This is a genomic window from Pseudomonas asiatica, from assembly GCF_040214835.1.
GTDB classification, from domain to species: Bacteria; Pseudomonadota; Gammaproteobacteria; order Pseudomonadales; family Pseudomonadaceae; genus Aquipseudomonas; species Aquipseudomonas putida_Z.
Genome location: NZ_CP157874.1, coordinates 2,238,141 through 2,263,220, shown reverse-complemented (window position 1 = coordinate 2,263,220; position 25,080 = coordinate 2,238,141). Strand labels below are relative to the sequence as shown.

Genomic DNA, 25,080 nt, shown 5'->3' with positions numbered 1-25,080 from the left:
GCATCACATGACACCGACCCATACCCCACACGCCGGCGTCATCCACACGACATGCCTACCCCATGCCTTGCGCCACCATCTCCCAACAGCCCTGCCCGCGCTGCTCCCCTACCGACGCTCTCGTGCACAGGACCGACCTGCGCATTCAACTAAATACCACCGCATGCCAAGGCGAAACCTGTCGACTGGCGCCTCCATTGACCACGGAGACTTCAGCATGACCAGCACACCCGTGCCTTTCCATCAGGCCCAGATTGTCCGTAACCTGCCTACCTGGTGCCGAACGATGCACCCCGACCATACCCGCCGCGTCGTGCAGAGCGTGCGCAAGGACTACCTCGACGAAAACGGCTCGCATTACGCCTGGTACGCTGCAGCCAGCGATGAAGACAAAGCGCGTTTACGACAGCTGATCAGCGCCCGCAATGCCGGGTTCAAAGCGCTGCAAGCCTTGCTCGATGACTTCAGGCAGATCAGCGAATTCTGCAAGCCTTTGCTCGAGGGCCGGTTGGGCCCGGATGTCGAAGTGGACAAAGCCCAGTACCTGCACCAGCCGTTCAAGGTGTACACCACGCTGGAAAATGCCCCAGGCCTCGATTTTTCACTTGGCGGTGACGATACGCACATCAAGCAGCCCGAAGGGCCGCCACAGAAGCGCTCGCTGCTGGAAGCCGCACTGCACAATTTCGAAGGCCCCGACGAAGTGGGCCCGTTCGACACCCTGACCCTTGGCCCTGACAACGTCGACTCACTTCCAGGGCTCGAGCCCGAAGCGTTCGTGAACCTTTGCCGAAGCCTGGACCTCGGCCAGCAGTATCAAGACCACCTGCAGGGCATTTATGAAGGCGCCAGAAAGGCCGCGATCGAACAGCAGTGGATCGATGCAAGCCAGCAGGCACTGAAAACCGAGGCAATGATCGCCTACCTCAAGGGCCTGCTGACGCCCAAAGGCCACGAAGCTCTGGTACAGCTATGCGACAACGAAAGCACGCCGCGTTACGGCGAAAACAAGCTTCGCTGCTGGCGCTTCAGCCTGTTCGGCATCCCGCTTCATGGCGCACTGCTGATAGGCCCCGATGAAGCCGACCAGACCAACCCCTGCATGCTCTACATTCCCCACGATTCCGAACACCCGGTGAGGGAGTTTGCTTCTTTGCAAAAGGCCGGCTCACTCATGCGTCAACGCCTGCTGCAAACCACGTTTCGCCAGCACTTGATCAGCTTGGCTGACCAGGACAACCAGGTCGAACTCAGCCGCAAGCTCGAAAATGCCCTGTTCGAGCATGGCACCTCCACGCGCAAACCCAAGGACAAGCCTGAGCTGCACTTCAAGCGAACCCGCCTGGCCTTTCCCATCTGGCAAGTGCTTTACAGGGACCACAAGCGCCGCATCAAGGCGAACGCCAGAACGATCGCGGTACCGACCGCGGATGCCGACGCCAAGGCACGCAAGGAGCGGCTGCAGCACTGGCTGGACGCAGGCATGAACGTACTGAACGTGGCCGCCTTCTTCGTGCCTGGGCTGGATGCCGCGATGCTTGGGGTATTTGCCTACGACCTCATGGATTCGGTGTTCACCGGGTTCGAAGCCTGGGAAGAAGGCGATACCCAGGAAGCGCTGCAACAGCTCGAGTCACTGGCCATCAATGCCGCCGTGATCGCCGGTTTTGCCGTCGGCAGCAGCGCGGTCAAGGCATCAGGGTTCGTCGATGCGCTGGAAAGCGTCTGGAAAGGTGGCCGCGAACGGCTTTGGCACCCCGACATGGGCCCTTACAGCACTTCGAGCTCGTTGCCGGTGGGTGTGCAGAAAAATGCCCAAGGGCTCTACATCATCGATGGCAAAACCCACGTTTGGCTTCAAGGCAAACTGTATGAGGTATTCGAAACCGACGGACAGTGGCATGTGCGCCACCCGGACGCCCCCGATGCCTACACTCCGGCCTTGCGCTACCTCGGCGACCAGCGTTGGCAGTTGGCCCACGACAACCCGCTCGAATGGGATGATGCGCAGCTGCTCGAGGGGCTGGGCCGGTTCGGCCAGGGGCTGGATGCATCGGAGAAACTTGCCGCCTTGCGCATTACCGACGTCGACGCAGACACCTTGCGTCGCAGCCAGGTCACCGGCTCGCGGCCGCCGGCTCTGCTGGCCGATACCTTGCTGCGCCTGCGACTGGCTGACGACGTGGAGGGCATCATCACCCGGGTACGTCATGGCCAGCCTTTGGCTGCACATATGAACTTCGCGCTACCGGAACTGGTACAGCTGCCTGGCTGGCCCACGAACTACAGGCTGAAGGTCTTCACCGGTGCCGAAAAATGGGGGGACGCCGTCTACTTCGGTGCGCAGCCAAAAGCCGACACGCTGCAGATCGAGATCGGCCGCGGGGAGCTTGACGAAGGCGAACTGAGCAAGGTTGTCCTGGCAGAGATGGATGAAGATGTCATACAGCAGCTGCTACCCGATACGCCAGAAGAGCAGCGCCCGGGCGCCCTGAACGAGCTACTGGCCAACCACCTGACAGCACGTCGTCGCGAAGTCTTCGCGAGCATGCTGGAAAGCCATCGCGCACCGCTTGGCGACGAAGCGCAGACCTTGGGCCGCCAGTTCCCCGGTTTGCCTGACAATGCCCTGGAAGAACTCGTCGCGCATGCCGACAGCACCGAACGCGAACGCCTGAAGAACGGGCGCGTGCCCTTGCGCGTGGCTGAAGAAGCCCGCTACCTGCAGGCCCGTGCCCGCCTCGATCGTGCCTTGACCGGCCTGTACCGAGCAGACCTGGCCAATGCCGACAGCCAACTGCTGCGTGATGCATTGGTAGCCGAACAGCCGCAGGCGAGTGAAGCCGAGCTGTTCGCCAGCGCCCTCGCCGACCGCTCGGGCTGCGCCGTGCTGCTCGGCCAGCAGCCAATCAGGCCAGGCTTTCGCTCGCCCATGCGCCTGGCACATGGGCGAATCGGTTACCCGCTCAGTGGCCGAGGAGCAGGCCCTTTCGGCGAAAGCGCCGCGACACGCCGGCTCAAGTCACTTTTCCCCTCACTGAACAGCAACGAGATCAGCGCCTTGAGAGCCGAACTGAGCCAGACCGGTGACCTGGGCGCGGCGGTGCGGCAACTGCAGGCAGAGTGGCAAGATCTGAAACGCTATCTGGAAACGTGGTACCTGACCGCACGCAACATCAGCCAGCGCTTCGAGCGACAACAATGCGCCGACCGCCTCAAGGCTGCCTGGCGGCGGGAGGGCCCCGGCAACCTGGACACGCTCGTGCTGGAGCGAATGCAGTTAGGCGAGTTGCCAGCGATCACAGCCAGCCTGCCCCACATCCGTGAACTCAAGCTGGACGAGCTGCAACTGCAACGACTGGACAGGGCGTTCCTGTCACGCTTCCCCAACCTGCAAGTGCTGGAAGTGACCAACAACCGTACAATCGACGCGCAAGCACTGTTCGAGGCACTTGAAGCGGTGCCCAGGCTGCGCACGCTGGATCTGACCAACAACACCCTTGCTACCCTCTCACCCACCGCACAACGTGTGCTGGCGGCGATGCCAGACCTGCGCCAACTGAATTTGCGCCGCAACCAGCTGACACTGGATGAAGCGACAATGACTTTCCTCTGCGGCCGGCCACTGGATGTCCTGAGGCTGGGGCACAATGGCATCACACTCGATGAAAACCTCGCCACGCGCTTTCAGGACATGATCCATCCGCAGCAACTGGACCTGGACTTCAACCCGCTGCAGCACGCGCCTGATGTGCGCTACATGGCGCGGCTGCAGCGCCTGAACCTGTCCAACGCTCATTTGCAGGCATTTCCTACTGGCCTGACCACCTTGATGAATCAGCCACAGTACCAGTTGCGCTACCTGGACCTCTCATCCAACCGCATTCACCATGTTCCAGACCTCGAAGGTATCCTGCGCAGCCCCTATGCGCGGGACGTCGCCGCCCGCTTGCCCGAGCGCCGCTGGCTCTTCAACTACAACGATCTGGAGACCGAGTCGGCCAGGCGCCTGAGAGCCAGCGGCGTCAATATCTTCGAGCACACGCCCGAAAGGCAGGAGTGGCAAGGGCTCTGGCGCGACGCCGCGACCGACCAGCAGCAGCAGATGTGGTCCGACCTGTTCGACCAGAACGACAATGGCGACCTGCAAACGGTGTTGGAGCGCCTGACCTACTCGTTGGAAGCGCAAAGGGATCCGCAAGGCCTGCGTGCCCGAGTGTGGGCACTGTTGAAGCAGGCCCACGAGGATACAGCGCTGCGCGAGCGGTTGAACGAGGTGGCGCATACCTTCCCACCCGCTTGCGGTGATGCCGGCGCCGATGCATTCAGCGCCCTGGAAGTAGAGTTGCTGGCCAGCCAGGCCTCAGGGTTGGCAAGGGGTACGGCCAAGCCGCTGCTCGACCTTTACCGCAAGCTGTATCGTCGCGAAAAAGTCAACGAACTGGCGGACCGCATCAGCACGCATCGCATCGTGCGCAGGGCGGCGCTAGGTGGAGATGCCGGTCAGTTACCGGACCTTGACGTGCTGGATGTCCCTGCGGCAATCCCTGATGCGGTCCTGGCCAGAGAACGGGTCGACGATATCGAAGTTCGCCTGGCACTGCGCCAGTCCTTGGCCGAAGAACTCGATTTCCCCGAACCTAGCAGCGGCATGATTTATCGCCATTTCGCCAACATAAACCAGCAAATCGTCGACAACGTCCGCGCTGCTGTGCTCGAACTCGATGCCGACTCCTCCGCCCGACAGCAGTGGATGAGCCAACAGCCGGTCTGGGCTGACTACCTCAAGCGCCAATATGCCAGCCAGTTCGAAGCCATTACCGACTTCTGGCGGCCGGGCCTCGATTACCTGTTCTATTGCCTGGATGAAACTCAGGAGCCGGTCACGCACCTGGACGACGCGATATTACGTGCATTGGCCCCGGAAATGCCTGACCCTGCACTGGACGAAAATGGCACGCTACGTCGGGTTCCTCTCAATGAGCAAGCCTATGTCAGGACTACGAAAGCCTTGACCGAGGCACAGCAGGAGGTGGAAGCAGGGCTACTGCTGAGCCTTACCCGGCAAGAGGACGTCCTCGACGCCTGAACGCTGATCAATGACCACGCAGGTCTTCGAAGAAGGCCTGCCGCCCATCCACCTGGCTCGACGCACGCGGCGCTGCCGCCGCCTCTGCGTTGGCCGCCTCCACATGCCAATAGCAGTGCCTGACCGCGCGGGTTACCGCCACATAGGCCAGGCGCTGCACCTCTTCCTTCTGCGCGGTATCGAACGGCTGGGCATCACCGGCCTTGCCCAGCCCGGCCTGGCGATACACCTGGTTCTTGTAGGGTGAACTGGTCAGGTACTGGCAGTCGCCCAGCATGAACACTGCATCGGCCTGCAAGCCCTTGGCACTGTGGTAGGTCAACTGGCGCAGTCGGCGCTGCTCGGCCGGCAACGCCGCCTCGGCGTGCAGCACGCCTTGCAGGTGCTCGTTCATCAGCGCCCTGTCGCTGCCCTTGCGGTACAGCATCATTACCGTCTCGCCACGCTGGTAGTGCTCGATCAGCGTTTCACCCAGGGCTGCCTCGTCACGGTCGAACACCTTGACCGGCGAGCCTGGCAACTCGGCCGCCGGCCCGCTGGCCCGGGCTTTCTTGCCGGCAATCGCCGGGGTGCCCTTGACCAAGTGTTCGGCCGCATCGATCACCTGCTGCTGGCAACGGTAGTTGTCGACCAGCATTACCCGGGTGTTGGCCGGCGACGGGAAGGCCTTGGTGAATTCCATGAAGTACTTGGGCGAACTGCCGCGCCAGCCGTAGATCGACTGCCAGTCGTCGCCCACGCACAGCAGCGACGAGTGCTGGGCATGGCAGCCGGTGTGCATCGCCGGGCCGCGACGACGGATCTCGGCGAGGCTGGCGCGCAGCCAGCTGACGATCTGCGGTGACACGTCCTGGAACTCGTCGATCATCAGGTGCGCCAGCGGCCGCAGCAACGGGTCGGGCAGCAGTTGCAGGTTTTCCGGGTTGTTCTCGCCGAACAAGGCAAACATGCGGTTGTAGCTCATCACCGGCGGCGACTGGTCCAGCAGGTGCGCCTCCAGGGCCTTCCAGTACAGGGCCAGGGCCTCGAAGAACAGCGCATCGCTGTCGCCGGACGGGAAGTTCATCGCCGCCACGGCAGTGTTCACCTCAAGGCCGAGGTTCTCGATGAAGTTCGCCGCACCGACAAAGGCATCGAGCAGCGGCGCCGGGGCCAGTTCGCCCTTGACCTTGTATTCGAAGCCGGGGCCGGCCACGGCATCACCGGCCAGCGAGGCTGCCAGGCGCCGGGCCATGGCGTAGTTGTCGAGCCAGATCAGCGGCTGGTCGCAGAAGGCCTGCAACAGGGTGCGCTTGACCGCCCACTCGGCGCGCACTGCCAGCTTGGCGCCGGGGCGCTGGTACTGTGCGCTTTCCGCCGGGTCGAAGCCCAGCACGAGCAAAGGCCCCTGGCCGGCCAGACGGCCATGCACATGGAAGCGGCTGCCACGGATCTGGATGGTTTCGCGGCAGGGTTCGATGCCCTTGATCGGCCAGGCGCCGGCGGCGAACCACAGGTCTTCGATCACGTCGCACAGCTCTTCGTCGCGCTGGGCAGCCAGCTGGGTTACCTGGGCGCGCTTCTGCACATCGGGGTTGTTCGGGTCCAGCGGCTTCAGCTGAAGGGCTTCGCTGCGCAACAGGCCGATCAGCTCGGCAAAACGCGGGCTCTCGCCCAGCAGCGTGCTGTAGCACTGGTTCAATTGCTGGCGCTGGGCATCGTTCAGGCGCAGGTCGAACGGGTTGCTCTCGGCCTCGGCCTCACGCCCGGCCGGCATCTCGTTGCCCAGCGTTTCGAACGCGCGCACCTGGCCAAAACCCGGCAGGCTGCGCACCAGCGGCAGGATGCGCGAATGGAACGTGCGCACCAGCTCGCGGGCCTGCAGCGGTTGCAGGTTGATCTGCCACAGGGCGAACACCTGCAACAGGCGCTTGATGAAGTCCTTGCGCGACTCGCGGGTGAAGGTGACCACGGTCATCGCGTCCAGCTCGTAGCCCAAGTAGTGGCGCAACAGCAGGATGCGCAGCACCAGCGAGGTGGACTTGCCCGCCCCGGCCCCTGCCACCACGCAGGTGGACGGTGTGTCGCTGAATATCAGCTTCCATTGCGCGGCACTGGGTTGCGCCTCGGCGGGCAGGCGCTGGGCGACATCGGCCTTGAAGCGCTTTTTCAGCTCGGCAGTCAGGGGCAGGCGCCAGTCATCGAACAGGTTGTCATCCCGGCCCGGCACTGCGGCGGTGTCGGGCCGGGTATCGCGGATCACCAGCACCTGGCGCCCGGCCTCATAACCTTCCACCCGCCCGCGTTCGAACCCTTCACGCACGCCATCGGCATGGCCACTGCGCTGGCCGCTGGCGTGGCCGAGGAACCAGGAGTCGCGGTGCTGGGCATGCAGGCGGGTCAGGCCGCGCCCCAGCAGGCGGGCCGCCAGGCGGCGAAACCAGGGCAGTTGGGCAGGAGGGGTAAGGTCGGCGGGGGCCTGGGGTTGCTCGTGGGCCACGGTCACTCCGTTGAAAAACAAAATCAGCGGGCATGTTCGCCGCATCGACAAAAAATCGCCAGCGAATGCTTGCAGATCAGTGGATTAGGCGATGAAGCGGATAAAACACTCCATCGCTATCAATCTATTTTACTGATTATTTTAAGCCGATATTTACGCTTATTTTCGATGCTTCTTTGACGCATCATGGTCTCATTCCACTGATTCGAGGAGCACGACCATGCTGCAACTGCGACCGTTCGAAAGCCTCGGCCACGCCAACCACGGCTGGCTCGACGCCCACCATCATTTCTCGTTTGCCGAGTACTACGACCCGGCGCGCATGCACTGGGGCAACCTGCGGGTGTGGAACGACGACCTGATCGCTGCCGGCAGCGGCTTCCCGCCGCACCCGCACCGCGACATGGAAATCATCACCTATGTGCGTGAAGGCGCGATCAGCCACCAGGACAGCCTGGGTAACAAAGGCCGTACCGAAGCCGGAGATGTGCAGGTGATGAGCGCCGGTACCGGCATCGTGCACAGCGAGTACAACCTGGAAGACGTCGACACGCGTATTTTCCAGATCTGGATCGTGCCGGAGCGCACTGGCGAAGCACCGCAGTGGGGTAGCCGGCCGTTCCCCAAAGGTGAGCGTGGCGAAGGCTTCGTGACCCTGGCCAGCGGCCGTGCGGGCGATGAGGACAGCCTGCAGATCCGCACCGATGCGCGGTTGGTGGCTGCCACCCTGCGTGCCGGCGAAACTGCCGAGTACCGCTTCGATGCCGCACGCCGGGGCTACCTGGTGCCGGCCAAGGGGCTGGTGGAGGTCAACGGGCTGCGTGCCAAGGCGCGCGATGGCGTGGCGATCGAGCAGGAGGAGGTGCTGCGGGTGACCGCCATCGAGGACAGCGAGATCGTGCTGGTGGATGTGGCCTGAGGCCTGTCCTTGCAAGTTCGCATGTAGGTGTTCCCCTGTGGGAGCGGGCGTGCCCGCGAAGAATCCAACGCGGTGCCTGGCACCGGCTCCGCCGGTGTTCGCGGCGGTTCGACGCCTCGACACGCCCGCTCCCACAAGGTCACTGCCAACTCAATGAGTTATGTGTTGTTCTATGAGAGGCGGCCCCGGCAATTTCGGCTGTGATGCCGAGATCCTGGGGCCGCTACGCAGCCCTTTCGCGACGCAAGGCCGCTCCCACACGATCACCACGGCCCGATAAGACCATGCTTTAACCTGTGGGAGATTACCCAGCCCTTTGGGCTGCGCTGTCGCACAGATAACTGAATTCGCAAGCGATCCTCGTACCCTGTGGGAGCGGCTTTAGCCGCGAAGAATCCAACGCGGTGCATGGCACCGGCTGCGCCGGTGTTCGCGGCTAAAGCCGCTCCCACAGGGTCCCTGCTAATTCAATGAGTTAGTGCAGTTCTATGAGAATGGGCCTGCAAGCGCTAGCCTGGTACAGCCACTTCGGCGAGCACCTCGGCCGAGGTGGTGACCTGGCGGAAGTGATGCTTCCACAGGTCGATGCCCAGCTTGCCCGACCTGTCGAGCGAAGAGCCTACCGTCATGTCGGTGACCAGGGTGGGCATCAGCCCCGCATCGAACAGGGCGAAACCGGCGGCCAGCACACAGGTTTCGGTCTGCAACCCACATACCAGCACGCGCTCCACACCCAATTTCTTGATGTAGTCGATAGCCTCGGCGCTCTGCCCGTAGCCATGCTTGACGAACACCTGGTCGGCCTCGACCAGGCTGTCGTCCTCGGCCGCCGGGTGCCAGCCAAGCTGGCGCTCGAACGGCGTGACCTGTTCGTCGTGCAACTCGACCGAGGCGATGGTGGGGATGTTCGCCGACAACCGGCGCAGGCCATCGACCAGCCACTCGGGCGGGCTGAAGGTGGACTGGACATCGACAATGAGCAAAACCTGGCGCATGGGCGGATTCCGGGCATGGGCAAAGGCGCGGAGTATAACGCGATCGCCTGTGGTAAAGGCCTCAATGCCACGCTGCCAGGCTGTCCCCCTGGCGGAAGAATGCCCTCAGGTGCTCGACGAAGCACGACACCTTGGCCGACAGGTTCAGGCGTTCCAGGTACACCGCATAGATATCCGCAGGCGGCGTGTGGTAATCGCCCAGCACCTCCACCAGGCGCCCGCTGCGCAGGTGGTCGGCCAGGTTCCACTCGGCCCGCAGCAGGATGCCCTGCCCGTCCAGCGCCCAGTTCAGGGCGACCTCGCCATCGTTGGTGCTGAGGCTGCCATGCACCTTCACCGACTCGCTCTGCTTGCCGCGGCTGAGCCGCCAGATACCGAACGCGGCGTCGTTCTGGCGCAACACGATGCAGTTGTGGCTGGCCAGGTCCTTTGGCGATTCGGGGGTACCGTGGGCTTCCAGGTAACCGGGCGATGCGCACAATCGGCGGCGGTTGGCCGCGATCTTGCGGGCGATCAGCCGCGAGTCGGGCAACTCGCCAAAGCGGATGGCCACGTCGATGGCATCGTTCGGCAGGGCAATGGGGCGGTCGGTCAGGTGCAGTTGCACCTCCACCTCGGGGTAGCGCTTGGCAAACGATGACACCGCCGGCCCCACGTGGGTACGGCCAAAGCCCAGCGGCGCATTGACCCGCAGCAAGCCCTTGGGCTCGGCGCGGCTGCTGGACACCTGCCGCTCCATTTCCTCGATCTCGCCCAGTATGCGCTTGGCATTCACCAGGTAAGTCTCGCCTTCGGCGGTAAGGCTGATGCTGCGTGTGGTGCGGTTGAGCAGGCGCACGCCCAGGCGCTGTTCCAGCTGGGCCAGGCGCTTGGAGACCGCTGGCGGGGTCAGGTTCAGTTCGCGAGCAGTGCCCGCCAGGCTACCCACCCTGATCAGCTGGGTGAAGAACGCCAGCTCCGATACCGGATTCATAATTAACCTGAGGGAAACAATGAGTTGAATTTCATTGTATTACAGCATTTTTGAAAAACCATTACCTTTTGCCCTGCGTGATTAACCACAAGAAAGCTGGGCTCTTCGGCCGCCAAGGCCAGGTGTGACCTGCACCCCTCACGAGCAGCCCGGCCGCCAGATAAATCCGACTCACAACAATAATTCGGAGACGGCAATGGCCAAGCGATTGTTCGGCAAGCTCTACGTACAGGTATTGATCGGCGTAACCCTCGGGGTGCTGATCGGGGTGTTCTGGCCACAGGTTGGCGCTGACCTGAAGCCCATTGGTGATGCCTTCATCAAACTGATCAAGATGGTCTTCGCCCCGATCATCTTCGCCACGGTGGTGCTGGGCATCGCCAAGATGGAAAACATGAAGGAACTCGGCCGCGTCGGCGTGCGCGCGCTGATCTACTTCGAAGTGCTGTCCACCTTTGCCCTGGTACTGGGGCTGGTGGTGGTCAACATCGTGCAGCCCGGCCAGGGCATGAACGTCGACCCTGCCACCCTGGATGCCAAGAGCATCTCCACCTACACCGCCGCGGCAGCCGGCAACAGCGGCGGCTTCATCGATTTCCTGCTGCATGTGATACCCGGCAGCGTGACCGATGCCTTCGCCAAGAACGAGATCCTGCCGATTCTGCTGTTCAGCACCCTGTTCGGCATCGCCCTCTCCCACCTGGGCCCGCGCGGCAAGCCGATGGTGGATGTGCTCGAAGCGTTCTCCCACGGCATGTTCTTCATCGTCGGCATGATCATGCGCGTGGCACCGCTGGCCGCCTGCGGAGCCATGGCCTTCACCGTAGGCAAGTACGGGCTGGGCTCGATCGTTTCGCTGGGCAAGCTGATGGCGACCATGTACCTGACCTGCTTCCTGTTCGTGGTGGTGGTGCTGGGCGCCATTGCCCGGCTGTGCGGCTTCAACCTGTGGAAGTTCCTCAAGTACCTCAAGGAAGAACTGTTCACGGTACTGGGTACCAGCTCATCCGAGTCGGTGGTACCGCAACTGATGAACAAGCTGGAAAAGGTTGGCGTGTCCAAGCCTGTGGTCGGCCTGGTGATCCCCTCGGGCCTTACCTTCAACCCGGACGGCCAGTGCATCTACTACACCATGGCCGCCATCTTCATCGCCCAGGCCACCAACACACCGTTGACCCTGATGGACCAACTGATCGTGCTGGGTGTGCTGCTGCTCACCTCCAAAGGCTCTGCAGGCGTAACCGGCTCGGGCTTCATCACCCTGGCCGCGACCCTGGCGACCATGGACAACATCCCGGTGGCCGGCATGGTCCTGCTGCTGGGCGTGGACCGCTTCATGTCCGAAGCCCGGGCCATCACCAACACCATCGGCAACGCGGTCGGCACCGTGGCCATCGCCAACTGGGTGGGTGCGCTGGACAAGCAGCGCATGGCCCAGGCCCTGGAAGGCCAGCTGCCGGCCGACCCCGAACCCGAGGCTGCTGCGCCGCACCCTGCCCTTGCACGCATGGAGGCCGGCACACCCGCACCCTGACCTTTCGAAAAACAGCAAAAAGAACCCGCCTTGTGATGCAGTGAGGAAATAATCATGGACAAAGAAACAGCCGTGTCATCGCTTACCGACGTGATGGCCAAGTTCACCGCCTATATCGGCAAGCGCCTGCCCCGCGACGTCAAGGAAAAGACCGCCAAGTTGCGCGCCGCCGAAACCAACCCGCTGGCCATCGCCGTGTACGACTCGATGGCCGACAACCAGGAATACGCCGACAAGCTCAACCGGCCCAGCTGCCAGGACACCGGCGTCATCCAGTACTTCGTCTCGGCGGGCGCGCGCTTCCCGCTGCTGGGCGAGATGGAAGGCATCCTCGAGAACGCCACCAGGGAAGCCACCATCCAGGGGCCGCTGCGCCACAATGCGGTGGAAACCTTCATCGAGAAGAACACCGGCACCAACACCGGCTCGAAGATCCCGTGGCTGGACTGGGAAATCATCCCCGATGCCGACTACGCCATCGTCGACGTGTACATGGCCGGCGGCGGCTGCACCCTGCCGGGCTCGGCCAAGGTACTGATGCCGGGGCAAGGCTATGAAGGGGTGACCGAGTTCGTCTTCGATGTCATTACCTCGCGCGGTGTCAACGCCTGCCCGCCACTGCTGGTGGGTGTAGGGGTATCGACCTCGGTGGAGACGGCGGCACGCCTGTCGAAGAAGGCCATCCTGCGCGAAGTGGACTCCAGCCACCCCAACGAAAGCGCGGCGATGATGGAAAAGCTGCTGGAGGAAGGCCTCAACGAAATCGGCATCGGCCCGCAGGGCCTGACCGGCAACAGCAGCGTGATGGGCGTGAACATCGAGTCTTCGGCCCGCCACCCGTCCACCATCGGTGTGGCGGTGTCCACCGGCTGCTGGGCGCACCGCCGCGGCAAGATCCGCATCAACGCCGACCTGTCCTACGACATCCTCTCGCACGAAGGGGTAGTACTGTGAAAAAGATCCTGAGCACACCTATCAGCGACGAAGACCTGGCCAACCTCAACGTGGGCGATGTGGTCTACCTCACCGGCCAACTGGTGACCTGCCGTGACGTTGCCCACCGCCGGCTCATCGAGCTGGGCCGCGAGCTGCCGGTCGACTTGCGTGGCGGCGCGATTTTCCACGCAGGCCCCATCGTCAGGAAGAAGGACGATGGCAGCTTCGAGATGGTCTCCATTGGCCCGACCACCAGCATGCGCATGGAAAAGTTCGAGAAGCAGTTCATCGAGCAGACCGGCGTCAAGCTGATCGTCGGTAAAGGCGGCATGGGCCCGGAGACCACGACCGGTTGCCTGGAGAACAAGGCAGTGCATGCAGTGTTCCCGGGCGGTTGCGCGGTGCTGGCGGCGACCCAGGTGGAAGAGATCGAGCGTGCGGAATGGCAGGACCTGGGCATGCCGGAGACGCTATGGGTGAACCGCGTGCGCGAGTTCGGCCCGTTGATCATCTCCATCGACACCAAGGGCAACAACCTGTTCGAGCAGAACAAGGCCCGGTTCAACGAACGCAAGGGGGCGGTGATCAAGAAGATCAACAGCCAGGTGCGGTTCATCAAGTAACTGCGTGCGACATGGGGCCGCTTTGCGGCCCATCGCGACACAAGGCCGCTCCTACAGGGGATCTCCTGTAGGAGCGGCCTTGTGTCGCGATGGGCCGCGCAGCAGCCCGTGCATTTCAAGCCAACAGCTTTTCCTTCGGTTCCTCAAACCGACAGGTTGAAGTCCGCTGCGGTCACCGTGGTTGCATCCGCCACTCCCACCAGGCGGATGGAGTCGGTAGCACCGATGCTGACCAGCGTGTCCGCGCCGTCATCGGCGATGGTAACGTTGGCGGCAAAGGTGGCCGCGGTGATGTTGAAGGCGGTGATATCCAGCAGGTCCTGCCCACCCGTCGCATCGCTGTCGAAGTTGATGATCAGGTCATTGCCGAAGCCTGCGGCGAACTGGAAGACATCATTGCCATCAGTGGCCATCATCGTGTCATCGCCCGCGCCGCCGTTGACCGTGTCGTTGCCAGCCGCACCGTTGAGGAAGTCACTGCCACTACCGCCCGACAGAATGTCGTTACCATTATCGCCGAACAGCGTGTCACTGCCTGCGCCGCCGTTGAGGATGTCGTCACCCAGACCACCATTGAGGCTATCGTTGCCGTCGCCACCGTTGAGGGTATCGTTACCGATGCCACCCAGCAGTTGGTCGTTACCCGCACCACCGTTGAGCAGGTCGTTGCCGGCACCTCCGGTGATGACGTTGTCCAGCGTGTTACCGGTACCACTGAAGTTGTCTGCCCCGGTATAGGTCAGGTTCTCGATGTTGCTGGTCATGCGGTAGCTGGATAATGAGGTACGCACCGTATCCGTACCAGCCCCATTAGCCTCGATCAGCCCATCCCCGGCATTATCCACCACGTAGATGTCGTTTCCGAGACCACCTACCAGGCGGTCGGCACCCACCCCGCCATTGAGCAAGTCGTTGCCAGCCCCCCCAGTGATGATGTTATCCAGCGTGTTACCGGTACCGCTGAAGTTATCCACTCCGGTGTAGGTCAGGTTCTCGATGTTGCTGGTCATGCGGTAGCTGGCTAGTGTCGTACGCACGGTATCCGTACCGGCCCCAGCAGCCTCTATCAGCCCATCCCCGGCGTTATCCACCACGTAGATATCGTTGCCGAGACCACCCACCAAGCGGTCGGCACCCGTCCCCCCATTGAGCAGGTCGTTGCCAGCGCCACCGAAGATGATGTTGTCCAGCGTGTTACCGGTACCGTTGAAATTACCCGCACCGGTATAAATCAGGTTCTCGATGTTGCTGGTCATGCGGTAGCTGGCTAGCGTGGTACGCACAGTATCCGTACCGCCCTCCGTGACCTCGATCAGCCCATCCCCGACGTTATCCACCACGTAGATGTCGTTGCCGAGCCCCCCGACCAGGCGGTCGGCACCCGCACCGCCATTGAGCAAGTCGTTGCCAGAGCCTCCTCTGATGATGTTGTCCAGCGCGTTACCGGTACCGATGAAGTTACCCACCCCGGTGTATGTCAGGTTTTCAACATTGGCACCCAGGGTGTAGCTGGCCAGGCTGGTCTGCACCAAGTCGACACCACCGTTAAGCGCCTCGATCACCGTGTCGCCGACGTTGTCGACCACGAAGGTATCGTTGCCACCACCGCCGGTCATGGCATCCGCGCCAAGCCCGCCGTTGAGGATGTCGTTGCCAAGCCCGCCAAACAGTTGATCGGCACCGTCCAGGCCAGAGATCACGTCATTGCCTGCGCTCCCGATCAGGATATCGGCGCCATTGGTGCCGACCAGCGTCAAGGCTGGCACTGCAGCAGTCGCCGCCGAGGTGAGTGACTCCTGCGCGCCGAAGGCGTCGGTGTAGCGCACTACCACCTGCAGTTGCTGGCCTCCCTGGTCGAGGCCCGGGGTGAAGGTGGCCGCAGTGGCACCAATGATGTTGGTGAAGATGCCGCCAGTACCTTGCTGCCACTGGAAGCTGAACGCCCCCAGCCCGTCCAGGTCGGCAATACTGCCGGTAAGCGCCGTCAACGTCTGCCCCAGGGCTGGCGTGGTGTCGCTGATCAGCACGGCACCGGTAGGCGCATCGTTGACGTTGGCGACCGGGTCGAGGATGTCGGAGGCGATGCTTTCATGCACCCCGATGTCATCCACATAGCTGACCAAGACCCGCATGTTCTGCCCAACCTGTTCCTGGGTAAGGACAAAGGTGCTGCTGATCGCGCCGGCAATGTTGACCCAGCCGAGCCCTCGGTTGGACTGCCACTGGAAGGTGAACTGCGGATTGCTCAGGCCGTCGGCATCGACGATGGTCGCCGTGTTGGCGGTGAGGGTCTGGTTCTGCACCAGCAGCCCGGTCACGGTCGGCCCGGCGGTCGGCGCGCTGTTCGCCGACGAATCGACGATTTCCAGCGTGCCCTTGGCGTCCTGGTACACCGCCCGTACGCGGATGTTCAGCCCCGCCACATCGTCCGTGACCCGGTAAGTGGCGCCGGTGGCCCGGGAAACTTCGCCGGCAGCGACGAAGGTGATGTCTTCATAGACACCCGAACCTGGCAGGGTCTCGACTTGCCAGTAGTAAGCCACAGGGCCGTTGATGGCGCCGCTCGCATTGGTGGCGCTGACATTGTCGGCATCGTGCACCGCCACGTTGCTCACGCGCAGCAACTGGCCGCTGACCGATGTATCGTTACGCAGGCCGGTGACAGCGTCGAGGATCGCCAGGTGGCCCGTTGGGCCGGCATTGACGGCAGTGCCCACACCGGAGGCCTGGGCGCTGTCGGAGAACTGCAGGCGCTCGATACCGGTCAGGCGGTCGACACCATCACGCCCGTCCACCAGGTCAGTGACGATCACCGAGTTGCCATCGACCACCACGCTATAGTCGGTGGCTACCCCCGAGAACACCGCCGTGTCGTAGCTGTCGGTGCCGCTCAGGATTTCACGGACGATCACCAGCTGGCCCGGGTTGTAGGTGCCATTGAGCATCAGCGGCACCATCGGCTCCATGCTGTCGAAGCTGGCGATTTCCGGGCCGGTGCCGTCGCTGTTGGCGCGCACGCTGATGCGCACGTTCAGCCACTTGTCACCGTCGAGGATGTCGTCGCCGCCACGGCCCTCGATCAGGTCGCTACCACTACCGCCGAGGATGATGTTGCCACCGTCGTAGAACGTTGCCCCGGCAGCCAGCAGGCCGGCCAGGCCGTCGATCAGGCTGATGTTGGTCAGCACGCTGCCGTTGGCGCCGTTGGTTGGCAAGGTGGCAGAAGTTTCGCTGTCACCGCGCAGGAAGTCGCCATGGGCCGAACCCGACAGGCCTTCCATGATGTCGAAGCGCACCAGCGCAGACGCGCCCGAGCCCGGTACCGGCGGCACATCGAAGAAGCGGTCGCTGAAGTCGGCAGTCACGCCCTGGGCCAGGCCCTTGAAGGTCGCCCAGTCGTAGCCGGAACCACCGATGTAGCGGTCACCGAAGCCCAGGCTGCCGACCATGATGTCGTCGCCGCCTTCACCGTTGAACTTGTCGTTCTCGTTGCCACCGATGAACACGTCGTTGCCGATGATCGGGTCGTTGCCGAGCGGGTCGAAGTTGTCGCCAGGCGCACCGTCCGAGGTGCCCTTCTCGATCCAGTCGTCACCTTCGTTGCCCATGTCCTGCTCGTTGGCCTTGCTGCCCAGGATAAAGTCGTTGCCCTGGCCGCCAATGGCTTCGGAGGCGTCTTCACCGGTGACGATGAAGTCGTTGCCGAAACCGCCGATGATCAGGTTGACGCCATTACCGCCGTGCAGCACATCGTTGCCGTCGCCGCCCTGGATGTTGTCGTCACCACCCATGTCGCTGATGATGTCGTCGCCGGCACCACCACGCAGCTGGTCGTTGCCGTCGCCACCCTCGATGCGGTCGTTGCCGCCATCGCCCCAGACCGTATCGTCACCCTCGCTGGACACCAGGATGTCGTCACCCTCGGTGCCGCCCAGCACGATGTGCTCGGCACCGGCATAGCGGATGTAGTTGGTGTCCGGGCCTGCCGTCAGCGGGCTGTCGCGGAACACCACCTGCTCGCCGTTTTCGCCCAGTGGGTCGAGGTTGCCCAGGCCTTCGTTGAACTGCTTGCTCTGGTCCACTTCCAGGTAGAAGCCCGGGTCGGAGAACACCAGGCCCGGCAGGTGGGTGGCCGAGGTGTTGGCCATGATCAGCTTGGCGAACGAGTTGCTTTCCAGCTCGGCGTTCATCGACAGGCCGGCGGTGCGCTCCAGGTAGTAGAAGCGGTCGCCATCCTGCAGTTTCTCCATCTGGTTCTCGAACACGAAGTTGAAGGTGCTGCCGAGCATGCCGCCGAACGGGGTTTTCGCTTCGGCCAGGCCGCCGATCCAAAGGTCGATGGCATCGACCCCGGTCACGGTCACTGCCCTCAGGTCATCGGCGGTACCCAGCACGCCATCCCTGCCAGGCAGCGTGACGTTGGCGTAGGCTCCGGTGCTGTTGAGGAAGTCCAGGCGATCGGTCGGCGCGCCGTCGCCGCCGAACACCAGGGCCATGGCCGCCGCGCGTTTCTCCAGCAACGTGGTGGCCCCGGTGATGGTGCTATGGGTGCCGTAGGCGGCGATGAAGTTGATTAGCGACTCCGGATGCTTCAGGTGCTGCACCAGGTCGACCCAGCTGGTGTAAGGCTTGAGCTGGGTATCGCCGGTTTGCGCGTAGATGTCGCGGCGCACAGCGTTCAGCGAAGGAATACCGACGTCGCGGCCACGGGCGATGTTGATCGCCGGCAGGTCCAGCGGCAGACCGAGCAGGTTGTTGCGCAGCGCCTCGGTGACGAACTCGTCGATCTCGTTACCGGCCTGGCGGGTGACCCCGCGCACGATGGCACTGGTGGCATCCTCGGGGGTGACGCCACTGGCGGCATACGCCAGCGGGTTGAGGAACGCCGCGATCAGGCCCAATTGCTGGTCGGGGTTGGCGCTGGCCGGGTCGCTGATGACGGTGAAGTCGACGTCGAAGCGGTCGACGGTCTCGGTCAGCATCGAATGGCCGAAGCGGTACACGGTGTGGGCGAATTCGGCCACGATCGACGCATCGAGGTCGACGTCATACACCTGGGTCGGGGCGAAGAACAGGTCGACCCGCGGTTGTACGGTGCGGGCGAACTCCTCGAACACCAGGTGCTGGTACTGCATCTCGGTACCGAACTTGGCGGCCTGGAACAGCCGCTCGCCATTCCACACCAGCGCGTCGATTGCGGCCTGGTCGGCCGGCAGCACGGTTATCGGGTTGAGCAGCCACTCGTTGATGAAGGCCAGGTCACCCGAATCGAGCACGGTGTCCATGGTCTGCGCCACCAGCCGGTTGTGCTCGGAGTGGAAGATCGCATGCACGGCAGTCAGGCCGATGTTCTCGTTGACCCGGCCGTCGCCGGCGATGTAGTGCGCATCGAGCAGTTCGTTGTCGTAGGCCAGGTTGGCGCCAGTCTGCGGGTTCACCGGCACGGCATTGCCCACATCGGTATCGGCATCAGGCACCAGTACGCCGTTGCTGAACACCGGCACGGCATTGTGGGCGATGTCGGCAAGGAACTGGTGACCGGTGCGCACGGCATTGGTCAGGTCGATCGGCGCCAGCGGGTTGCCTTCGACCTGCTGGTCGTCGGCCGTGCCGGCAATGCCGTCTGCCCCTTTCATGATCACCATCGGGAAACCGTTGGGCCCCTTGATGAAGTTGCCGTAGGCATCGGTCGCCAGTAGCGGCACGTTGTCGACGTCTGCGTCGGTCAGGTTGATGCCCAGTACGTCACGGGCTTGGGCCTTGACCACCTTCCAGGTCGCCATGCCACCAATTTCGGTGTCGTCGGCGGTACCGTAGCGGCCGTCGGCGCCCAGGTCCCGGTTGGTGATCAATCGGCCGGTGGCGATAGGCCCGTCGTCGGTCAGCAGATAACCGCGCAGGAACACCTGGTGGGAAGGATGCGAGCTGTAGGTCTGGTTCTGATCCACGAACGGGGTGGTGGTATTGGTGTGCTCGTGGATGTCATCGGCGTTGCCGAGGATGCCATCCGGCCCAGGCAGGTTGGTGGCACGGGTCACCACCATGAAGTTGGCGGAGCCACCTTCCACGAACAGCGGATCATCCGGCTGCAGCGGGATGAAGATGGTGCCCGAGCCCCCCTTGGTAACCAGGTCCAGGCCATGGTCGAAGAACTGCCCGAAGAAGGTCATCCAGGCGTTGAACGGCGCCGACAGGCCAGCATCGGCGGCGGTGTTCTCGAACAGGTACACGTCGTGGTCGTCGGCGGTGCCGAACTGGCCGTCCAGGCCCGGGCTGGCGACGATGCGCACGCCGTCCTTGAGCACGTCGTCGTTGCCCACGGCACCGAAGTTGAGCACGCCGTCCGCACCTGGGTCATACGCGGTGGCATAGGCCGCCGGGTTGTTGGAAGTCTGGTCGACGACCAGGTTGCTGATGGTGCGCGGCTGCGAGTCGAACACCGGGCCGCTGGTCTGCTCGTAAGACGAGCCCGGAATGGCCGGCGAGCCAGGGCCGAAGAAGCCGGCCGGTGCACCTTCGGCCGGGTTGAACACCGGGTCGGTCAAGCGCGGGAAGACGTTGTCGGCGGCACCGAACTGGGTGTTGTTGATGCCGTTGAGGTTCATCAGGTTGTTGTTCGAGCCATCCACCGCACGCAAGCCCAGCGGCGCACGGATGTTGGGCAGCAGCGAGAGGATGTCTGCCCCGTTGGCATCTGCCTCGGCGATCTTGATCTGGTCGAGGATGAAGTTGAGGTCGGAACGCACCATGTGCAGCCCGGCACCGCCAGCAGTGGCATCCGCCACCGGCGTGGCTGGCGTCGGTACCACAGGCGCGCCCGGTTGCACCACGGTAGTGGGCTGGGAGAACAGCACTTCGGTGGTGCCATGGGCGTCCTGGTAGATCGCCTTGACCCGCAGCGACAACCCGGCCAGGTCCGGCGACACCTTGAACGTGGTGCCGTCGGCACTCTGGAACGCCAGGTCGCCGGCCGGCAGCAGGATGATGTCTTCGAACACGCCACTGCCCGGGGTGGCCTCGAACTGCCAGTAGTACGATACCGAACGGTCGGCGAGCGTGCCCAGCGGGTTGCCGGCACTGATGTTGTCGGCATCCAGCACGCCGGCCACGTTTACCGTAAGGACATCGCCCACGGTGATCGCACCGCCGTTGCCATCAGTAATGGCCGGGCTGCCGGTAGGCTGCGCATTCAGCCCCTCCACCAGCACCCGCTGGCTGTCGGCGAACTGCAGGCGCTCGATGTGCAGCAGGGTATCGACGCCATCGCGGCCATCGACGTTGTCGGTCACTGTCCAGACATCATCGGAAGTGTCGAGCGTACCTTTGGTGTTCTGCGTCACCGTGTACTCGCTCTGCACACCCGAGAACACTGCCGTGTCGAACGCCGCGCCTCCCGTCGAGGTGCCGGGCAGGATTTCCCGCACGGCCTTGAGCTGGCCTGGGTTGTAGGTGCGGTCGAGCATGAACGGAATCATGTCGACCATGCTGTCGAAGCTGGCGATCTCAGGGCCGGTGTGGTTGACGTCTCCTGGGGCATACACGGCGATGCGCACGTTGAGCCACTTGTCACCGTCGATCAGGTCATCGCCCCCACGGCCTTCGATCAGGTCGCTGCCGTTGCCGCCGAGCATGATGTTGCCGGTGGCAAAGCCGGTGGTTGGCAACCCGGCATCGGCCAGGAACTGCTGCAGGCCACGGATCAGTGCCACGTTGGTCAGCGCACTGCCGGTGGCACCGCCGTGGTTGAGGATGGTCACGGCATCGACATTATCGCCCTTGAGCACATCGGCGAAGTTCGAGCCGGACACGCCCTCGACCTCGGCAAAGCGGTCGAGGATGGAAGCCGGCGAAGCGCCGACCGGGTTGAAAATACCGGTGTTCTGGTTCGGTGCGTTGCCATGGGGTTGAGCCAGGGCGGCCAGGGTCAGGTCGACGGTGACGCCAACCTGGTCATTCTTGTTGGTAATCCAGTCGAAGCCGGACATGCCGTCCATCTTGTCCTGGGCGTCGCTGCCGACAAAGATGTCGTCACCGCCCTCGCCGATCATCTCGTCAAAGCCACCGCCACCGACGAAGATGTCGTTGCCGATCACTTCGTCACCCAGCAGCGGCGCGAAGTTGTCGCCAGGCGCACCGTCCTGGGTGCCCTTCTCGATCCAGTCGTCGCCCTCGTTGCCGGTAGGTGGCAGGTTGGTCTTGGCGCCGAGGATGAAGTCGTCGCCCTGCCCGCCGAAGGTGGTGCTGATGTCTTCGGTGGTGATGATGAAGTCCTGGCCGTTGCCGCCCAGGATCAGGTTACCGCCCACCAGCATGCTGCCGGCGACGATCACGTCGTTGCCGTCGTTGCCTTCCAGGCGGTTGTCGCCGAAGGAGTCGGTGATGATGTCATCACCGGCACCGCCCAGCACCGCATCGTTGCCCGCACCGCCTTCCAGGGTGTCGTTGCCGGCGTCGCCGTAGACGGTATCGTCGCCATCACCAGAGATGATGATGTCGTTGCCGGAGGTGCCGCCCAGCACCACGTGGTCTTCGCCGGTGTAATGCAGGAAGTTGGTGTCGGTGCCCACGGTATCGGGGTTGTCGCGAATCACCAGCGGCACCACTTCGACGCCGTTGATCATGATGCCGCCCGTCGGGTCGGCCCGGCCATCGACCCCCAGCCCGGTGAACTGGTTGGCCTGGTTCACCTCGAGGGTGAAGGTCGGCGTGAGGAACACGGTGTTGGACAGGTGGGTGACATCGGAGTTGAGCATGATCAGCTTGGCGAAGGAGTTGTTCTCCAGCTCGGTGCCAAAGTTCATGCCCGCGGTGCGCGACAGGTAGTAGAACCGGTCGCCGTTCTGCAGGGCTTCCAGCTGGGTCTCGAAGACGAAGTTGAAACTGGAGCCGAGCATGCCGCCGAATGGCATTTTCTGCTCGGCCAGGCCGCCGACCCAGAAGTCGATGTCATCGACACCGGTCACGGTCACTCCGGTGATGTCATCGGCGGTGCCGGCGACACCGTCCGCGCCGACCAGTGTCACGTTGGCGTAGGCGCCGGTGCCGTTGAGGAAGTCCAGGCGGTCCGCTGGTGCGCCGTCACCGCCAAGCACCAGCGCCACGGCGGCGGCGCGCTTGGCCGCTTCGGTGTCCGCCCCGGTGATGGTGGCGTGGGTACCGTAGGCGGCGATGAAGTTGATCAGCGACGCCGGGTGCTTGAGATGGTCGGCAAAGTCGGCCCAGCTGATGTAAGGCTTGAGCTGGCTGTCGCCGGTCATGGCATAGAAATCGCGCCGCGCCTCGTTGAGGGTGGGGATGCCGGTGTCACGGCCACGGGCAATGTTCAGCGCGGGCAGGTCCAGCGGCAGGCCAAGCAGGTTGTTGCGCAGCGCCTCTGTGACGAACTCGTCGATTTCGTTGCCCAGCTGACGGGTGACGCCACGGATGATCGCGCCGGCCGCTTCGTCGGCGGTAGCGCCACTGCCAGCGAAGGCCAGCGGGTTGAGGAAGGCAGCGATCAGGCCGAGCTGCGGGTCGCCGTTCACCGGGGCGAACGCCGGGTCGAAGCGGTCGACGGTCTCTGTCAGCATCGAGTGACCGAAGCGGTACACCACATGGGCGAACTCGGCGAGGATGGCCGGGTCGATCGAGGTGTCGTAGCCGTTGGGGGCCAGGAACTCGTCGATCTGCGGCTGGATGGTGCGGGCGAACTCTTCGAACACCAGGTGCTGGTACTGCATCTCGGTGCCGAACTTGGCAGCCTGGAACAGCCGCTCGCCGTCCCATACCAGCGCGGCGATTTCGGCGGGCGTGGTGGGGATGGCAGCGACATCATCGATCAGCCACTGGTTGAGGAACACCAGGTCGCCGGAAGCCAACAGGGTGTCCTTGGTCTGCTGCACCAGGCGGTTGTGCTCGGAGTGGAACACATGGTGCACGGCAGTCAGGCCGATGTTCTCGTTCACCCGACCGTCGCCGGCGATGTAGTGGGCGTCGAGCAGTTCGTTGTCGTAGGTCAGGTTGTTGCCACCCGGCCCCACCGGCTGTGCGTTGCCCACGGCAGTATCGGCGTCGGCCTGCAGCACACCGTTCACGATCACCGGCGCGGCGTTGTGGGCGATGTCATCGAGGAAGCCATGCCCGGTGCTCACGGCATTGGCCAGGCTGATCGGCGCGTCGCGGTTGCCTTCGACCAGCGTGGTGACGTCGTCGGCGGTACCGGCGATGCCGTCGGCGCCATTGCTCACGCGCATCACCACCTGCGGCATGCCGTTGGGCCCGCGCACGAAGTTGCCGTAGGGGTCGGTGGCCAGCAGCGGCACGCTGTGCACGTCGGCGTCGGTCAGATTGATGCCGAGCAGGTCGCGGGCCTGGGCCTTGACCACCGCCCAGGTGGCCATGCCACCGCTTTCGCCGTTGCCATCGTCGGCGGTGCCGAAGCGGCCATCGGCGCCCAGGTCACGGTTGGTGATGAGCCGCCCGGTGGCTACCGGGTCGCCTGCGGCATTGAGCGTGTATTCACGCAGGAACACCTGGTGCGAGGGGTGCGAGCTGTAGGTCTGGCTCTGGTCGACGAACGGCGAGGTGGTGTTGGTCTGGCCATCGTCGGCGGTACCCACAACACCATCGGCGCCTGCGGTACGCACAGCCCGTGGCAGCACCATGAAGTTGGTCGGGCTGCCTTCGACGAACAGCGGGTCGTCCGGCTGCAGCGGGATGAACACGAAGTCGGTGCTGCTCTTGGTGACCAGGTCCAGACCGTGGTCGAAGAACTGGCCGAAGAAGGTCATCCAGGCGTTGAAGCCGGCGGTCAGGCCGACGTCGGGCGACACGTTGGGGATGAAGAACACTTCGGTGTCGTCAGCGGTGCCGAACACCCCGTCGATGCCGGGGCTGATCACCGGAGCGGCACCACCATTGGCCTCGACCGCGGCCGGGTTGTTCGCCGTCTGGTCGACGATCAGGTTGCTGATGGTGCGTGGTTGCGAATCGGTGACCGTGCCGGTGCCGGCATAGTCGCCGCTGAAGGAGGGGCTGAGCAGGCGCAGGAACGAGTTGTCGGCGGCACCGAACTCGCTCTGCCCGGTTACCAGGTTGTTGTAGCTGCCGTCCACGGTGCGCAGGCCGAACGGTACCTGGCTGTTGGGCAGCAGGTCGGTCAGGCTCGCGCCATCGGCGTGGGCTTCGGCGATGAAAATCTGTTGAAGGATGAACTCCAGGTCCGACTTGCTGAAATCTGCCATTTCAATTGCCCTCGATCTGTCCGGAGATGACACAGGGCAACAGGGTCCTTCCCGCGCCCAGTCAGTGTTGACGTGCGCAGATACTGGTTCGGTGGTCCAGGTTCAGTGGGCACAACACTCTTGTGCTGGCCCCCACTGGCCTCATCATTCGCAAGCCGGCACCCACCATCCGGGGGGCCTTGTTAAGCATGCGATACAGCTGTAACGCACATGCATCGACCCCAGCTCGCACAGGGCCCGAATACATCAGACTAAAGTCGCAGGCGAAAAGGTTGTCAATATCCCGTCGAAAAAATCATCGGCCGATGAT

The 25,080-nt window shown here is 63.5% G+C and carries 9 protein-coding genes; 5 read left to right on the top strand and 4 right to left on the bottom strand.

Features of this window, described 5'->3' with window-relative positions; translation table 11 throughout:
* Positions 1 to 217 precede the first annotated feature (217 nt).
* Entirely contained in the window at positions 218 to 5,089 is a 4,872-nt protein-coding gene (locus tag ABNP31_RS10170) for an NEL-type E3 ubiquitin ligase domain-containing protein (protein ID WP_350013272.1), read from the top strand.
* Positions 5,090 to 5,096: 7 nt separating this feature from the next.
* Here the strand turns inward: ABNP31_RS10170 and ABNP31_RS10165 are convergent, their stop codons facing one another.
* A complete protein-coding gene (locus tag ABNP31_RS10165; RefSeq protein WP_350013271.1) occupies positions 5,097 to 7,613 on the bottom strand; it encodes a UvrD-helicase domain-containing protein in 2,517 nt (838 codons plus the stop codon).
* 175 nt (positions 7,614 to 7,788) lie between these two features.
* Between ABNP31_RS10165 and ABNP31_RS10160 the strand changes: the two genes are divergently transcribed.
* On the top strand, positions 7,789 to 8,487 hold the full coding sequence (locus ABNP31_RS10160) for a pirin family protein (protein WP_047934682.1): 699 nt from the start codon (positions 7,789 to 7,791) through the stop codon (positions 8,485 to 8,487).
* Between the two features lie 509 nt (positions 8,488 to 8,996).
* On the opposite strand, the gene ABNP31_RS10155 is transcribed toward ABNP31_RS10160, so the two are convergent.
* Positions 8,997 to 9,482, bottom strand: coding sequence for an isochorismatase family protein (locus ABNP31_RS10155; protein ID WP_085592701.1), 486 nt, complete (start codon positions 9,480 to 9,482; stop codon positions 8,997 to 8,999).
* Positions 9,483 to 9,543: 61 nt separating this feature from the next.
* A complete protein-coding gene (locus ABNP31_RS10150) occupies positions 9,544 to 10,455 on the bottom strand; it encodes a LysR substrate-binding domain-containing protein (RefSeq protein WP_075044816.1) in 912 nt (303 codons plus the stop codon).
* 196 nt (positions 10,456 to 10,651) lie between these two features.
* On the opposite strand from ABNP31_RS10150, the gene ABNP31_RS10145 reads away from it, so the two are divergent.
* Genes ABNP31_RS10145 through ttdB form a run of 3 tightly spaced genes read left to right on the top strand, consistent with a single transcriptional unit; the run spans position 10,652 to position 13,548 of the window.
* Positions 10,652 to 11,989 carry a dicarboxylate/amino acid:cation symporter gene (locus tag ABNP31_RS10145; RefSeq protein ID WP_350013270.1) on the top strand — a complete coding sequence of 446 codons (1,338 nt, stop codon included), beginning with the start codon at positions 10,652 to 10,654 and terminating at the stop codon, positions 11,987 to 11,989.
* A 54-nt stretch (positions 11,990 to 12,043) separates the two neighbouring features.
* A complete protein-coding gene (gene ttdA / locus ABNP31_RS10140) occupies positions 12,044 to 12,943 on the top strand; it encodes a L(+)-tartrate dehydratase subunit alpha (protein ID WP_013972067.1) in 900 nt (299 codons plus the stop codon).
* Positions 12,940 to 13,548 carry a L(+)-tartrate dehydratase subunit beta gene (gene ttdB, locus ABNP31_RS10135; protein ID WP_085663269.1) on the top strand — a complete coding sequence of 203 codons (609 nt, stop codon included), beginning with the start codon at positions 12,940 to 12,942 and terminating at the stop codon, positions 13,546 to 13,548. The genes ttdA and ttdB overlap by 4 nt, the downstream gene beginning before the upstream one ends.
* Before the next feature lie 143 nt (positions 13,549 to 13,691).
* On the opposite strand, the gene ABNP31_RS10130 is transcribed toward ttdB, so the two are convergent.
* Positions 13,692 to 24,770 carry a peroxidase family protein gene (locus tag ABNP31_RS10130; protein ID WP_350013269.1) on the bottom strand — a complete coding sequence of 3,693 codons (11,079 nt, stop codon included), beginning with the start codon at positions 24,768 to 24,770 and terminating at the stop codon, positions 13,692 to 13,694.
* Positions 24,771 to 25,080: the final 310 nt, after the last annotated feature.

Excerpts from the sequence above, each read along its gene's own strand:
- ABNP31_RS10170 (WP_350013272.1), top strand. The coding sequence starts at position 218 with ATGACCAGCACACCCGTGCCTTTCCATCAGGCCCAGATTGTCCGTAAC.
- ABNP31_RS10165 (WP_350013271.1), bottom strand. The coding sequence starts at position 7,613 with ATGCGGCGAACATGCCCGCTGATTTTGTTTTTCAACGGAGTGACCGTG.
- ABNP31_RS10160 (WP_047934682.1), top strand. The coding sequence starts at position 7,789 with ATGCTGCAACTGCGACCGTTCGAAAGCCTCGGCCACGCCAACCACGGC.
- ABNP31_RS10155 (WP_085592701.1), bottom strand. The coding sequence starts at position 9,482 with ATGCGCCAGGTTTTGCTCATTGTCGATGTCCAGTCCACCTTCAGCCCG.
- ABNP31_RS10150 (WP_075044816.1), bottom strand. The coding sequence starts at position 10,455 with ATGAATCCGGTATCGGAGCTGGCGTTCTTCACCCAGCTGATCAGGGTG.
- ABNP31_RS10145 (WP_350013270.1), top strand. The coding sequence starts at position 10,652 with ATGGCCAAGCGATTGTTCGGCAAGCTCTACGTACAGGTATTGATCGGC.
- ttdA (WP_013972067.1), top strand. The coding sequence starts at position 12,044 with ATGGACAAAGAAACAGCCGTGTCATCGCTTACCGACGTGATGGCCAAG.
- ABNP31_RS10130 (WP_350013269.1), bottom strand. The coding sequence starts at position 24,770 with ATGGCAGATTTCAGCAAGTCGGACCTGGAGTTCATCCTTCAACAGATT.